General features: G+C 68.0%; 12 protein-coding genes. 3 read left to right on the forward strand and 9 right to left on the reverse strand.

Annotated features, from left to right (window positions below; all coding sequences use genetic code 11):
• Nucleotides 1-123: 123 nt before the first annotated feature.
• The 7 genes from hflX to J0A90_RS04705 form a co-directional block, all read right to left on the reverse strand.
• Nucleotides 124-1,446: a ribosome rescue GTPase HflX gene (gene hflX, locus J0A90_RS04675; RefSeq protein WP_035469969.1), complete on the reverse strand. Its 1,323-nt coding sequence runs from the start codon at nucleotides 1,444-1,446 to the stop codon at nucleotides 124-126.
• A gap of 14 nt (nucleotides 1,447-1,460) precedes the next feature.
• The gene (gene hfq / locus J0A90_RS04680) at nucleotides 1,461-1,712 is read right to left on the reverse strand and encodes an RNA chaperone Hfq (protein ID WP_035469968.1); all 252 of its coding nucleotides are present in this window, start codon (nucleotides 1,710-1,712) and stop codon (nucleotides 1,461-1,463) included.
• 160 nt (nucleotides 1,713-1,872) lie between these two features.
• Nucleotides 1,873-2,814: a tRNA (adenosine(37)-N6)-dimethylallyltransferase MiaA gene (gene miaA, locus J0A90_RS04685; protein WP_207031100.1), complete on the reverse strand. Its 942-nt coding sequence runs from the start codon at nucleotides 2,812-2,814 to the stop codon at nucleotides 1,873-1,875.
• A gap of 21 nt (nucleotides 2,815-2,835) precedes the next feature.
• On the reverse strand, nucleotides 2,836-4,854 hold the full coding sequence (gene mutL / locus J0A90_RS04690) for a DNA mismatch repair endonuclease MutL (protein ID WP_207031103.1): 2,019 nt from the start codon (nucleotides 4,852-4,854) through the stop codon (nucleotides 2,836-2,838).
• Between the two features lie 31 nt (nucleotides 4,855-4,885).
• Nucleotides 4,886-6,412: an N-acetylmuramoyl-L-alanine amidase gene (locus J0A90_RS04695; protein WP_207031105.1), complete on the reverse strand. Its 1,527-nt coding sequence runs from the start codon at nucleotides 6,410-6,412 to the stop codon at nucleotides 4,886-4,888.
• On the reverse strand, nucleotides 6,406-6,885 hold the full coding sequence (tsaE, locus tag J0A90_RS04700; protein WP_207031114.1) for a tRNA (adenosine(37)-N6)-threonylcarbamoyltransferase complex ATPase subunit type 1 TsaE: 480 nt from the start codon (nucleotides 6,883-6,885) through the stop codon (nucleotides 6,406-6,408). The genes J0A90_RS04695 and tsaE overlap by 7 nt, the downstream gene beginning before the upstream one ends.
• Nucleotides 6,886-7,011: 126 nt before the next feature.
• Nucleotides 7,012-8,499: an NAD(P)H-hydrate dehydratase gene (locus J0A90_RS04705; protein WP_207031117.1), complete on the reverse strand. Its 1,488-nt coding sequence runs from the start codon at nucleotides 8,497-8,499 to the stop codon at nucleotides 7,012-7,014.
• A 121-nt stretch (nucleotides 8,500-8,620) separates the two neighbouring features.
• Between J0A90_RS04705 and queG the strand changes: the two genes are divergently transcribed.
• On the forward strand, nucleotides 8,621-9,739 hold the full coding sequence (queG, locus tag J0A90_RS04710) for a tRNA epoxyqueuosine(34) reductase QueG (protein ID WP_233076495.1): 1,119 nt from the start codon (nucleotides 8,621-8,623) through the stop codon (nucleotides 9,737-9,739).
• Nucleotides 9,740-9,772: 33 nt separating this feature from the next.
• On the opposite strand, the gene orn is transcribed toward queG, so the two are convergent.
• Nucleotides 9,773-10,342, reverse strand: coding sequence for an oligoribonuclease (gene orn / locus J0A90_RS04715; protein ID WP_207031119.1), 570 nt, complete (start codon nucleotides 10,340-10,342; stop codon nucleotides 9,773-9,775).
• Nucleotides 10,343-10,473: 131 nt separating this feature from the next.
• On the opposite strand from orn, the gene rsgA reads away from it, so the two are divergent.
• Entirely contained in the window at nucleotides 10,474-11,517 is a 1,044-nt protein-coding gene (rsgA, locus tag J0A90_RS04720) for a small ribosomal subunit biogenesis GTPase RsgA (RefSeq protein ID WP_207031129.1), read from the forward strand.
• 147 nt (nucleotides 11,518-11,664) lie between these two features.
• On the opposite strand, the gene J0A90_RS04725 is transcribed toward rsgA, so the two are convergent.
• Nucleotides 11,665-12,999 carry an NCS2 family permease gene (locus J0A90_RS04725; RefSeq protein ID WP_207031131.1) on the reverse strand — a complete coding sequence of 445 codons (1,335 nt, stop codon included), beginning with the start codon at nucleotides 12,997-12,999 and terminating at the stop codon, nucleotides 11,665-11,667.
• A gap of 301 nt (nucleotides 13,000-13,300) precedes the next feature.
• Here J0A90_RS04725 and J0A90_RS04730 point away from each other — a divergent pair, with 301 nt between their 5' ends.
• Complete coding sequence (locus tag J0A90_RS04730) at nucleotides 13,301-14,131, forward strand: sulfurtransferase (RefSeq protein WP_207031133.1); 831 nt, start codon at nucleotides 13,301-13,303, stop codon at nucleotides 14,129-14,131.
• The last annotated feature ends 64 nt before the right edge of the window (nucleotides 14,132-14,195 follow it).

Consider the following 14,195-nt stretch of genomic DNA (forward strand, 5'->3'; position numbering starts at 1 on the left):
TACGAGCCGCCGAGGCGGTTGGCGTCGGCGCGCCGGGCGTGTTCGGCCTGATGTCGAATCGTCTCGCCCTGTGCGAATCGGGCCCGCGGGCCACGAAGCTCCCCTGCGTATTCGGTTCCCGCGTCAGACCCGTTCCCAGTCGTCGATCGGGGTCTGCTCGTGTACGGGCAAGTAGTCGTCGGCGCTTTCGCCCAAGCGAGCCATCATCTGCATAAACTCCCGTCGGGGCAAGCGAATCTGGAGAATCGTCCGGCCATCCTCGGCGAACGACTCCTCGCGTACCGCCTGCAGTTCATGCAGTGCCGCTCGTAGTCGACCTTGCTCCGGCGTCAGCGTCAAGCGGGTGTCGAGAATGTCCTCCGCCAGCCACTCGCCGATCGCCTCCCGCAGCAGCTCGAGCCCCTGGCCGTCACGCGCCGAGAGCCACACCACCTGCGGGCGCCCCTGACCGTCGCGCTCGATGCGCGGCGCGGTGTCCATCAGGTCGATCTTGTTCATCACCAGCAGGCGCGGTACGTCGTCGGCATCGATCTCGGCCAGCACGCTGTCGACTTGGGCCACGTTGAGCTCACGGTCGGGATCGGCGGCATCGATCACATGCACCAGCAGGCTCGCCTCGGTGGCCTCCTGCAGGGTGGCCTGGAACGCCTCGACCAGCTTGTGCGGCAGGTGACGGATGAAGCCCACGGTGTCCGCCAGCACCACCTCGCCCACGTCGGGCACGTCGAGACGCCTGAGGGTCGGGTCGAGGGTCGCGAAGAGCTGATCGGCGGCGTAGACCTCGGCTGCGGTGATGGCGTTGAACAGCGTCGACTTGCCGGCGTTGGTGTAGCCCACCAGCGAGACGCTGGGCACCTCGGCCCGGGCCCGTGCGCGGCGGTTCTGATCGCGCTGTTTGCGCACTTTCTCGAGGCGCTTGTGGATCGACTTGATGCGTGCGCGCAGCAGTCGGCGGTCGGTCTCGAGCTGGGTCTCGCCGGGGCCGCGCAGACCGATACCGCCCTTCTGCCGTTCCAGGTGGGTCCAGCCGCGTACCAGGCGGGTCGACATGTACTCGAGCTGAGCCAGCTCGACCTGCAGCTTGCCTTCGTGGGTTCGCGCGCGCTGCGCGAAGATATCCAGGATCAGCCCCGTACGATCGAGCACGCGGCAGTTGAGGCTGCGCTCGAGGTTGCGCTCCTGGGAGGGCGACAGGGCGTGGTTGAAGATGACCAGTTCGGCGTGGTGCGCGGTGAGGGCGTGCTTGACCTCGTCGAGCTTGCCACTGCCGATGAAGGAACGAGGGTCGGGACGGCGCCGGCTGCCCTGGATCAGGGTCGCCGGCACCGCACCAGCGGATCGCACCAGCTCCAGGAGTTCACCTGGATCCTCACGATCCTGCTCGTCCTGAAAGTCCACATGGACCAGAATCGCCGTTTCGCCGGCGTCGGGACGTTCGAAAAACAATCACTACCTCTCGATCAATTGTCGAGCCCGGGCGCTGCATTGGGGTCCTGCGGCGGCAACCGGACGTTACGGGAGGGCACGACCGTGGAGATGGCGTGCTTGTAGACCATCTGGCTCACGGTATTGCGCAGCAGGATGACGAACTGATCGAAGGACTCGATCTGACCCTGCAGCTTGATGCCGTTGACGAGGAAGATGGAAACCGGGATGCGCTCCTTGCGCAGGATGTTCAGGTACGGGTCCTGAAGGGACTGCCCTTTGGACATGTTGCTCTCCCATAATGTGAAAACTCATCGCTTTGGCGAGATGAGCCATACTGTTTTTGACTTGCTGTTCTGTTGTCGGCGACGCCGCACTCGGTTCCGGCAGCGTGGCGCGGCAGCGACCGCCGCTCGCCATCGTCGTGACGAAGCTTCCTATTTTACGCTAACTCCCATGGGCACGCACGATTTTCACGACCTGCGCCAGCGCGTCCGGCGCGCTGCTGTCGATCCAGACCAGCTCGGGCCAGCGCCGCAACCAGGTCAGCTGGCGCTTGGCCAGCTGGCGGGTTGCTGCCACCCCTCGCGACCGCAGGCCGTCGCGGTCGTAGGCGCCGTCGAGATGCTCCCACGCCTGACGATAACCGACGCTGCGCATGGAAGGCAGATCGAGGTGCAGGTCACCCCGCTGTTTCAATGTAGCCACTTCCTCGATGAATCCGCCATCCAGCATCGCCTCGAATCGCACCGCGATGCGCCGGTGGAGCTCGGCGCGATTGGCGGGTGCGAGAGCAATGGACAACAGTCGCCACGGAAAGTTTTCCCGCTGCTGCCGACGCCAGTGCTCGCTCAGCGCGATGCCGCTCACCCGCTGCACCTCCAGCGCCCGGATCAGACGCTGGCGGTTGTGCGGATGGATCGCCGCCGCGGCCTCGGGGTCGACCGCCGCCAGCTCGGCGTGCAGCGCCGCGTAGCCGTGCGTCTCACCGCGCTGGCGCAGCGTTTCGCGCAGCACCGGGTCCGCTGCCGGCATCTCGGCCACCCCCTCCACCAGGCGCTTGGCGTACATCATGGTCCCACCGACCAGCAGCGGCGTCTTGCCGCCGGCAGAGATCGCCTGCATGGCGCTCAGGGCATCCTCACGGAAATCCGCCGCCGAATAGCGCTCGGCCGGATCACGGATATCGATCAGCCGGTGGGGCGCGCGTGCCAGCTCCTCGGCACTGGGTTTGGCAGTGCCAATATCCATGCCGCGATAGACCATCGCCGAGTCGACGCTGATCAGCTCGCAGCCGCACTGCTCGTGGAGCGCGATCGCGGTGTCGGTCTTGCCGGCGGCGGTGGGCCCCAGCAGCAGGATCGCCGTCGGGCGGTCATCTCGGGTCACGTATGATCTCTACAGAACGGTTCACTGGCCGCGCAGAAACAGCTTGTCCAACTGCGCCATCGACATCTCGGTCCAGGTCGGACGGCCATGGTTGCACTGACCGCTGCGCTCGGTGCGCTCCATATCACGCAGCAGCGCATTCATCTCCGGCAGCGTCAGCGCGCGGTTGGCGCGCACACTGCCATGGCAGGCCATGGTGCCGAGCAGCTGGTTGATGTGCGTCTCGAAGCGGTCGGAGCGCCCGTAGCGCTCGAGATCGCCGAGCATGTCGCGGATCAGCGGCTCGATATCGGCATCGGCGAGCAGCGCCGGCACCTGGCGCACCAGCAAGGTCTCCGGGCCGGCGGCATCGAGCTCGACACCCAGGCGCGAAAACGCCTCGCGCTCGCGTTCGGCGGTCTCCGCCTCGGCCGCACCGACGGCGATCGAGACCGGGACCAGCAGCGGCTGGGCATCCAGGGCGCCGGCGTGGATCTGCTGTTTCATGCGCTCGTAGACGATGCGCTCGTGGGCCGCGTGCATGTCGACGATCACCATGCCGCGCTCGCTCTGGGCCAGGATATAGACCCCATGCAGCTGCGCCACCGCATAGCCCAAAGGCGGTGCCTGGGTATCGTCGTGCGCCGCCAGCGTGGCGACGTCCGGCGCCGGGCGCTCGCTGCTGGCGAGCGCGGCGGCACTGCCACCGGGGCCCTCTGCCGCCGCCTCTACCGCGGTCTCGTCTGCCGCCTGCCGAGGCGTGAGCAGGGTCGACTCATGATCCGGGTGCAGGGCGTGGTAGCCGGCCATGAATTCGCGGATACGCTGGGCCGGCGGCCGCGGACTGCCGTCCTGGCGTGGGGCGTAGCCGCTACCCGCACCGCTGCGCTCGTGCTGGCCGGAGAGCGACATACGCTGCTGCTGCCATGCCGGCAGCGCCGCGTCATCGCCCCCTGCGGGCGCGCCTTCCGGTTGCCGTGCCTCCCCGCTATCCACGCCTGCGGACGCTTGCGCATCGGCATCGGCCACGCCCTGAGGGTTGGGGCGCACTTCGGCCAGCGCGCGATGCAGGCTCGAGAACAGGAAGTCGTGGACCAGACGCCCATCGCGGAAGCGCACCTCATGCTTGGTCGGGTGCACATTGACATCGACCACCCGCGGATCGAGTTCGAGATAGAGCACGAACACCGGATGGCGACCGTTGAACAGCACGTCGCGGTAGGCCTGGCGGATGGCGTGGGCGACCAGGCGGTCGCGCACCACGCGCCCGTTGACGAAGAAGTACTGCTGGTCGGCCTGGGCCCGCGAGTGGGTGGGCAGCCCCACCCAGCCCCACAGACGCAAACCGGAAGCCTCGAGGTCGAGATGCAGCGACTCGTCGATGAAGCGCTTGCCCAGCAGCGCGGCGATGCGGCGCTCGTGACCGCGCTGATCATCGGCCGCCGCCGGCAGCTGATGGACCACCTTCTGGTTGTGGCGCAGCAGCCAGGCAATATCGAAGCGCGACAGCGCCAGGCGGCGGAAAGCCTCCTCGACGTGTCCGAACTCGGTCTTCTCGGTGCGCAGGAACTTGCGCCGCGCCGGCGTATTGAAGAACAGATCGCGCACCAGCACCGAGGTGCCGCGGGGGTGCGGTGCCGGCGTCACCCTCGGGGCCATCTCGCGGCCTTCGGCGACCACCCGCCACCCCCCGGTGGGGTCGTCAGCGGCGTTGGAGATCAGCTCCAGCCGCGACACCGCACTGATCGAGGCCAGCGCCTCGCCGCGGAAGCCGAGGCTGGCGACATCCTCGAGGTCATCGAGCGAGGCGATCTTGCTGGTGGCGTGGCGCGACAGCGCCAGTGGCAGATCCTCTTCGCCGATGCCGCTGCCGTCGTCACGCACCCGGATCAGGCGCGTGCCGCCGGACTCCAGCTCGATCTCGATACGCCGCCCACCGGCGTCGATGGCGTTCTCGACGATCTCCTTGACCACCGAGGCCGGCCGTTCGACCACCTCCCCCGCCGCGATCTGGTTGGCCAGGCGGGGGTCGAGAACGCGGATACGTGACGCCTCGCTCATCTGTCAGCTCTCCTCGTCCGATATCGCCTGTTCACGGAATCGTCAGCACCTGACCCACGCGCAGGATGTCGCTGTCAAGGCCATTGGCCTGCTTCAGCGCGCGCATGCTAATGCCGTGGCCCGCCGCCACCTGCGACAGGGTATCGCCGGCGCGCACCCGGTACTCGTTGCTGGCGCTGCCACGCCCCTGATCGCGCTGCCACGCCAGCAGGCTGGCGGGCGGCGGATGCTGACGGAAATGCGCCACGATCCCGGCGTAGATCGCCTGGGCGAGCTCGGCCTGATGCTTCGAGGAGCGCAGCTCCGCCTCCTCCCGGGGGTTGGAGATGAAGCCGGTCTCCACCAGCAGCGAGGGGATATCCGGCGACTTGAGTACCACGAAGCCCGCCTGCTCCACCTTGGACTTGTGCAGCTTGTTGATCCGCCCCAGCTTGTCGAGCACCTGACCACCGGTGGCCAGCGAGTCGTTCATGGTCGCGGTCATGGTCAGATCGAGCAGCACGCCGCGCAGCACCTCATCCTTGTCGTCGAGGCTGAGATTGCCGTCGACGCCACCGATCAGATCCGACTGGTTCTCGCTCGCCGCCAGCCAGCGCGCGGTCTCGGAGGTCGCCCCGCCCTGGGAGAGCGCATACACCGAGCTGCCCGAGGGCTGCCGGCTGCGCACCGCATCGGCGTGGATCGAGACGAAGAAGTCCGCCTTCTGCTGGCGCGCCAGCAGGGTGCGCTGGCGCAGGCCGACATAGTAGTCGCTGTCACGGGTCATGAAGGCCTTGAACCCCGGGGTCTGGTCGAAGCGCTGCTTGAGCTTGCGCGCGATCCCCAGCACCACGTCCTTCTCGCGCGTGCCGTTGGGGCCGATCGCCCCCGGATCCTCGCCACCGTGCCCAGGGTCGACGGCGATGATGATGTCGCGCTTGGGATGCGGCTGCGCCTCCACCGTGGCGGCGACCGCATCGGCCTGCTCTGGATTGCCCTCGGCCACCGCCTCCTTCTGCGCCCGCTGCGCGGCGATCTCCTGATCGCGGATCATCGCCTCGATGGGATCGATCGGATCGGCCACGGCGCTGGCGCCGGGATAGTCGAGATCGACCACCAGACGGTCGCTGTACTGCTTGTTGGGCGGCAGGGTGAAGCTCTTGGGCACCACCGCCCGATTGACGTCGAGCACCACGCGCAGCCCGCCGCTCTCGCGAACCCCGGTACGCACCTTGTCGATGGCACTGGCGTCGAGGTCGAGCTTGTCGATGTCGACGTCTAGCTGGGTGCTGTCGAGATCGATCACCACCCGGCGCGGATTGTCCAGGGTGAAGACGTTGGCCTGCGCCGGCCCCGAGAGATCGAACACCAGGCGCACGTGGTCGGGCGCCGACCACAGCCGCAGATTATTGACCTTGGCCGCCTGCGCCGCCGAGGTCGGCAGCAGACAGACGAGTGCCAGCAGCAGACAACCGAGCGCCAGCAGCGCCGCGCCGCCGCAGCGACGCCAGCCGCGCGCCGGCGTGCCGGCTACCGCGCCCACTGACGCTGTGTCCCTGTGTGCCACATCCTTCAGCATGCCTCTTCCTTGTCGCTCAACGCCGCCGGCAGCGAGGCCAGCACGTCACGTCCATGTTGAGTGTGCGCTACCGCCGCGACCTGGCGCCCGCTCTCGGCCAGGCTCAGGTGCAGTTCGAGATCGGGTCGCGGCAGCCATCCTGCGCCGCGGCTGGGCCACTCGATCACGCTGAGAACGCTGTCGTCCAGCATGTCGCGGGCGCCCATGAACTCGAGCTCCTCGGGATCACCGAGGCGGTAGAGGTCGAAATGGTAGACCCGGTAGCGGCCCAGTTCGTAGGGCTCGACCAGGGTATAGGTGGGACTCTTGACCGCCCCCGCATGACCATGGGCGCGCAGGATACCGCGCGTCAGCGTGGTCTTGCCGGCGCCCAGCTCACCGATCAGATGAATCTGGCCGCGCCCGGCGAGGGCGTGTCCCAGGGATTCGCCGAAGGCCACCTGGGCGGCTTCGTCTTGCAGTAGGATCGGCATGGTTGCACTAACTTCGTCAAAGTTCGGGCCGCATCACGCAGCGGCCTCGAGTCAAGGAACGGCCGCGGTAGAGCGGCGGCGGCAGCGTGGCTGCGGCGTAACCGCCAGGGCGCACGCTGCCGGCCGTCAGGGGTTGGCCAAGCGTCGCGCATAGGATGCCAGATCACTCGCCAGCAGACCACGCTGACCGCCAGCGGCGCTCGCCGCGTCCGCGGCCAGGGCATGGATCAGCACCCCCAGCCGCGCCGCCCTTGCCGGCTCGCCGAGCTGCCCCAGCAGACCGGCGACGATGCCGGTCAACGCATCGCCCATCCCGCCACTGGCCATCCCCGGGTTGCCGTAAGGGCACAGGTCGAGTCGCTCGCCGTCGTACACTAGCGTCCCGGGGCCCTTGAGCACCACGCAGCCACCCCAGCGCTGCTGCAGCGCGATCACCGCGCCACGCCGGTCACGCTGCACCGCCGCCGTGCTCCAGCCGAGCAGGCGTGCGGCCTCGCCGGGATGCGGCGTCAGCACCCAGGCGTCGCGCCGAGTCGGTGACTCGCGGGCGGCGAGCAGATTGAGACCATCGGCATCGACCACGCACGGCTTGTCGACAGCCAGCGCCTGTTGCAGTGCGGCCTGGCCCCAGGCGCCGGTGCCGATACCCGGCCCCACCGCGATGACATCGGCGGCCGCCACCAGCGCGGCGAGATCAGCGCCCCCGCGAACGCCGTGGGCCATGACCTCGGGAAACCGGGTGAGACTCGCGGCGACGTGGGCGGCATCGGTTGCCAGGCTCACCTTGCCGGCACCGACCCGCGCCACCATCTCGCTGGTCATCAGTGCTGCCCCGCCCATGCCGGGCGCCCCGGCGATCACCAGCACATGGCCGTGGGTCCCCTTGTGGTCGCTGGGGCGGCGCGGCGGCAGCGCCGTGGCCAGACACTGCGCGTCCTGGCACCACGCCACCGGCGCCAGATCGGTGAAGGCAGGCGCGTCCACCCCCAGATCGGCCAGGGTCAAATCGCCGACATGATCCAGCGCGGCGCCGGTGTGCAGGCCGAACTTGTCGGCGATGAACGTGAGCGTGAGCGTGGCACGCACCGCCGCACCCTCGACATGGCCGCTGTCGACATCGACCCCGGAGGGGACGTCCAGCGCCATCACCGGCCTGCCGGCAGCATCGAGCTGGGCGATCGCGGTGGCGACGTCGCCGCGTGGCGCGCCCCGGGCGCCGGTGCCGAGCATGGCGTCGATCATCACCTCGCCATCCAGGGTCAGCTCATCACGCCAGCCGAGCGCATCGAGCCCGGCTTCTGCAGCGAGTTCATAGGCCCGGCGCGCATCGCCCGCGAGTTTATCCGGCGGGGTCAGCGCGATCAGCTGTACGGTCAGGCCGTCGGCGGCGGCCAGCGCCGCCAGCACATAGCCGTCGCCGCCGTTGTTGCCACCACCGCAGAGCACGCACAGTCGCCGCGCCCTGGGCCAGCGCGCACGCAACAGCGCATAGGCAGCCTCACCCGCCTGGCGCATCAGCCAGAACCCCTCGCCTCCCTCGGCGATGACGCGTCGATCCATCTCGCGTACCTGGGCCGCGAGATAGAGCGGCCTCGCCTCGATCCGTGTCTGCATGTCGCCTCCTGAAGAGCCCATGGCGGCGCGCGCGGCCTGCCGTTGCGGTTAGATCTGGTGTAGGGTAGCGCACCCGAGCACCGCTCGCGGCCCGAGCCACCCGAGACGAGCAGGAAGACGCATGAGCGAGCAGCACCCGTGCTCCGCGCGCACCCCGTCCGCCGAGATCGACACCGCCGCTCTCGCCACCCAGATCAAGCAGTGGGGGCGCGAACTCGGCTTCCAGGCGGTGGGGATCACCGATACCGATCTCGCCACCCATGAGCGCTATCTGGCACGCTGGCTGGAGGCCGGCCACCACGGCGAGATGGCCTACATGGCCAAGCACGGCACCAAGCGTACGCGCCCCGCCGAGCTGGTCCCCGGCACCCTGCGCGTGATCAGCGCGCGCATGGACTACCTGCCGCCCGAGGTGGAGACCACCCGCGTGCTGGGGCAGCCGCAGCGCGCCTATATCTCGCGCTATGCCCTCGGCCGCGATTACCACAAGCTGATCCGCAAACGCCTCGACCAGCTGGCGCGGCAGATCGAGACGGCTGTAGGGCCTTTCGGCTACCGCGCCTTCGTCGATTCGGCACCGGTGATGGAGCGCGCCCTGGCGCACAAGGCCGGCATCGGCTGGTTCGGCAAGAACGCCATGCTGCTCGACCCCAAGGCCGGCTCGCTGTTCTTTCTCGGCGAGCTCTATACCGATCTGCCGCTACCGCTGGATGCGCCCTTCGCCCGCGAGCACTGCGGCTCCTGCTCGAGCTGCCGGAGCGCCTGCCCCACCGGCGCCATCGTCGAGGACAAGGTGATCGATGCACGGCGCTGCATCTCGTATCTGACCATCGAGCTGCATGGCGCCATTCCTGTCGAGTATCGCCGCGCCATGGGCAATCGCGTCTACGGCTGCGACGACTGCCAGCTGTTCTGCCCCTTCACCCGCTTCACCCGCGCCAGCGACGAGCCCGACTTCGCTCCGCGCCACGACCTCGACCGAGCCGAGCTGGTGGCGCTGTTCGCCTGGAGCGAGACGGAGTTTCTCAAGCGCACCCAAGGCAGCCCGATCCGGCGCATCGGCTACGAGCGCTGGCTGCGCAATCTCGCCGTGGGGCTGGGCAATGCGCCCTGGAGCGAGCGTGTCGAAGGCGCCCTGCGCGCGCGACTGGCCTACCCTTCGGATCTGGTGCGCGAGCACGTGCGCTGGGCGCTCGCCGAGCAGCGCCACAAGCGTCAGGCGCGGATCGTCAGCGCCTAGGAGCTGTTTGAAAAGTCGACGAGCGACGCGGGCTCATTCGGCCAGCTTGAGGAAGGTCTGGCGATAGTGCTTGAGCTCGGCCAGGGATTCGCGGATGTCATCCAGTGCCTGGTGGGTATTGCGCTTGCTGAAGCCACTGGCCGCCGCCGGGTTCCAGCGCTTGGCCAGCTCCTTGAGCGTCGACACGTCGAGGTTGCGGTAATGGAAGAAGTCGTTGAGCGCCGGCATCTCGCGCTCGAGGAAGCGGCGGTCCTGATGGATGCTGTTGCCGCACACGGGTGATGTGCCCGGCGCCACGTAGCGGCGCAGGAAATCGAGCGTACGCCGTTCGGCCTCGGCGGTATCGATCTCGCTGCGCTTCACGCGCTCGATCAGCCCGGAGTCACCGTGGGTCTTCTGGTTCCAGGCGTCCATGCCGTCGAGCAGCGCTTCGGGCTGGTGCACCGCGAGCACCGGGCCCTCGGCGATCAGCTCGAGGTCGCCGTCGGTGATCAGCGTCGCCACCTCGATGATGCGCTCGCGGTTGGGGTCGAGCCCGGTCATCTCGAGATCGATCCAGACCAGCAGGTCGCTGCGCGGGGAGGCTTCGGGGGTCGCCGACATGACTATCTCCAGTGGGGTCCGCCCTGGTGCCGACCGAGATGGGCGGACACGACGGACAGGGATGGCTACAATGCCCGCCATTGTAAGCCCGTGCCGCCCGAGCGGCCATGACCCGAGGACCGACGCCACCGATGAGCCGACGCAAACTGACCCGACAGCAACGCTGGCGCGTGGAAAAGGTCCAGGCCGAACGCGCCGCCCGTGCCGATCGCCGCGCGGCGCGCGACGAGCGCACCCTCGAGGGCGGTGAGTACGGCGCCGAGCGCCCGGGACGCGTGGCCGCCCACTTCGGTCGCACGCTGGAGGTCGAAGCCGTCGACGGCGAACGGGTCTCGCGCCACCGCTGCCATCTGCGTGCCAATCTCGAGGGGCTGGTCACCGGCGACCGCGTGGTCTGGCGCGAAGCCCAGGACGGCAGCGGCGTAGTGGTCGCCCGCGGCGAACGCGACAGCGTGCTCGAACGCCCCGACGCCCACGGCCAGCTGCGCCCGGTGGCCGCCAACATCGATCAGATCCTGGTGGTGATCGCCGCCGAGCCCACGCCCTACGCCAATCTCGTCGATCGCTACCTGGTCGCTGCGGAGAGCACCGGCATCGCCCCGGTGCTGGTACTCAACAAGAGCGACCTGCTGCCGGCGCAGGCGGGCGAGGTGCGCGCCATGCTGGCGCGCTATCTCGATCTCGGCTATCCGCTGATCGAAGCCTCGGCCAAGCGCGACCATGGGCTCGACGCCCTGCACGCGCGGCTCAAGGGGTGCACCTCGGTGTTCGTCGGCCAGAGCGGGGTGGGCAAGTCGTCGCTGATCGATCGTCTGCTGCCGGACGAGACCCTGCGCATCGGCGCCCTCTCGGAAGAGACGCGCAAGGGCAAGCACACCACCACCACCGCACGCCTCTATCCGCTGCCGGAAAACGGCGAAAGTGGCCGGCCGCGCGAGGGCGACCTGATCGACTCACCGGGTATCCGCGAATTCGGCCTCTGGCACCTCGACGAGCGCGAGCTGGCCGAGGGCTTCATCGAGTTCCGCCCGCTGCTCGGCCGCTGTCGCTTCCGCGACTGTCGCCATCGTGAGGAGCCGGGCTGCGCTCTGCTCGAGGCGGTCGAACGCGGTGAGATCCACCCCGAACGCTTCGCCAGTTTTCAGCGTATCCGCGACGACATCGCCAACAGTTGAGTCTATGGGCCAACAGCTAGGTCTAAGGGCCAACGGCTAGGTCTATGGGCCAACAACTAGGTCTACGGGCCGACAGCTAGGTCTATGGACAGTATCGTCGCGTCGATACGCGACGATCTTCTACCGCAATGACGCGACCGGCCCGGGTCAGCCCTCGAACAGCATCAGAATCGAGAGCAGGAACAGCACCCACATCGCCGGGCGCACTTCGTTCGCCTTACCCACACCGACCTTGACCACCACGTAGGTCAGGAAGCCGAACACCACCCCGTGGGTGATCGAGTAGGTGAGCGGAATCAGCATCATCGCCACGAACGCCGGGATGGCATCGTCGTACTGCTGCCAGTCGATGGTGCGGATCGGCGAGAGCATGAACACCCCGACCATGATCAGCGCCGGCGCGGTGGCGATCGCCGGCACCAGCGCCAGCAGCGGTGACAGGAACAGAAACGGCAGGAACAGCAGCCCCGAGACCACCGCCACCAACCCCGAGCGGCCGCCCTGGCTGATGCCGGCAGCGGACTCGACGTAGGCGTTGGCAGGGCTGGTGCCCAGCGGCGCCGAGATCAGCGCCGAAAAGGCGTCGACCATCATCGAACGGCGGATATTGCGCGGTTCGCCGTTCTCGTCGAGCAGATTACCCGCCTGGCACACGCCGATGAAGGTCGACATGGCATCGAAGAAGGTGGTGAACAGGATGACGAAGATGAACGGCCAGTAGGCCACCGCCAGCGCACCGCTGAAGTCGACCTGCCACAGCGCGCTGAAGTCGGGCCAGGCGAAGATACCCTGGAAGTTGACCAGCGTCGGGGTGGCGATCGCCTCGGGGAAATAGACGCTGCCGTCGCCCCACAGACGCCCGATCGGCACCGCCGCCAGGGTGGTGAAGACGATACCCAGGATCAGCGCGCCCTGGATGCGTCGTGCCACCAGCACCGCGGTCACCCCCAGGCCGATCAGAAAGGTCAGCAACGCCGGCGTCATCTCGCCCAGGCCGACCACGGTGGCCGGGTTGGAGACCAGCAGCCGTGCATTGACCAGCCCGATCACGGTGATGAACAGCCCGATACCGCAGGCGATGGCGTGGCGCAGCGTCGCCGGAATGGCGTCGACCACGTAGCGGCGCACGTTGAACAGCGCCAGCACCGCGAACAGCACCCCGGACCAGAACACGCAGCCCAGCGCGGTCTGCCACGGAATGCCCGCGCCCATCACCATGGTGTAGGTGAACAGCGCGTTGATGCCCATCCCCGGCGCGACCAGGATCGGGTTGCGCGCATAGAGACCCATCATCACGCTGCCGAAGAAGCTGATCAGCACGGTGGCGGTCAGGGCCCCGGCGAAAGGCACGCCGGCCGCGGAGAGAATCGACGGATTGACCACGATGATATACATCGCCGCCAGGAAGGTGGCCACGCCCGCCAGCACCTCGGTCTTGAGGCTGGTTCCCAGCGAGCGCAGAGAGAAGTATTTGTCGAGCACGCAGCAATCTCCTGGCTGAGTCGATTATTGTTGGCACGCGAGCGCATCGCGTCTGACAACTTGTATACACAAAGCGGGGGCTTGGAAAGCCGTGAAGGGCTCGGGCGGCGGCCGAGCGGGGCGCAGTATATCGAATCCACCGCACAGCGCCATCCGCCGAGGCCGGCAGCTATACCAGGGGCCGGCAGCTATGCCACATTCCGGCAGCTATGCCATGATGAGAGGAACCCGGCGACCCCCTCGCCTCTCGACCCGGGCGCTGTTCTGCCAGAGACAGCCCCCATCTCAGCCAGGAGCCCCCATGAGCTCGGAAAAGCCGCAGCTACCGCTGATTCTGGAACCGGACACCCTCGCCGCACACCTTGGCGAGGCGCATCTGCTGATCGTCGACGTGCCGCTCAAGGCCGAGAGCTATCGCGACGGCCACGTTCCCGGCGCCTGCTTTCTCGATCATCGCCGGCTGCTCGCCGGCAGCGGCGACGTGCCCAACGACGTGCCCTCCCCCGAGGCCCTCAGCGCGCTCTTCTCGGACCTGGGGCTGACCCCGGAAACCCATGTGGTGGCCTATGACGACGAAGGCGGCGGCTGGGCCGGGCGCCTGCTGTGGACGCTGGAGCTGATCGGCCACCCGCGCTACTCCTATCTCAACGGCGGTATACACGCCTGGCGCGCCGACGGCCACCCGGTAGATACCACGCCCACCGCCCCGACACCCAGTGACTACCAGGCCGAGTATCTCAACCCTGGCGTACAGATTCGCCGTGAGGAGTTGCTCGAGCGCCTGGGCTCCCGCGATCTAGCGATCTGGGACGCTCGCTCCGATGCCGAGTATCGCGGCCTCAAGGGCGACAACCGCAAGCTCGGCCACCTGCCGGGGGCGGTCAATTTCGACTGGCTGGAAGTCATGGACAGCCAGCGCGACCTGCGCCTGCGCGACTATGCCGAGCTGGTAGCGGAACTCGAAGCCCGCGGCATCACGCCGGACAAAGAGATCGTCACCCACTGCCAGAGCCATCACCGCAGCGGGCTGACCTGGCTCGCCGCGCGCGCACTGGGCTACGACAAGGTGCGCGCCTATCCCGGTTCGTGGAAGGAGTGGGGCAATCGGGACGATACGCCGGTCGAGCGCTAGGCTTTGTTCGAAAACTACTGCGCTCGGCAATGCGGCGTTAAAAATCGGCTCACTGAACAACGTT

The organism is Salinicola sp. DM10 (assembly GCF_017306975.2).
Taxonomy (GTDB): Bacteria; Pseudomonadota; Gammaproteobacteria; order Pseudomonadales; family Halomonadaceae; genus Salinicola.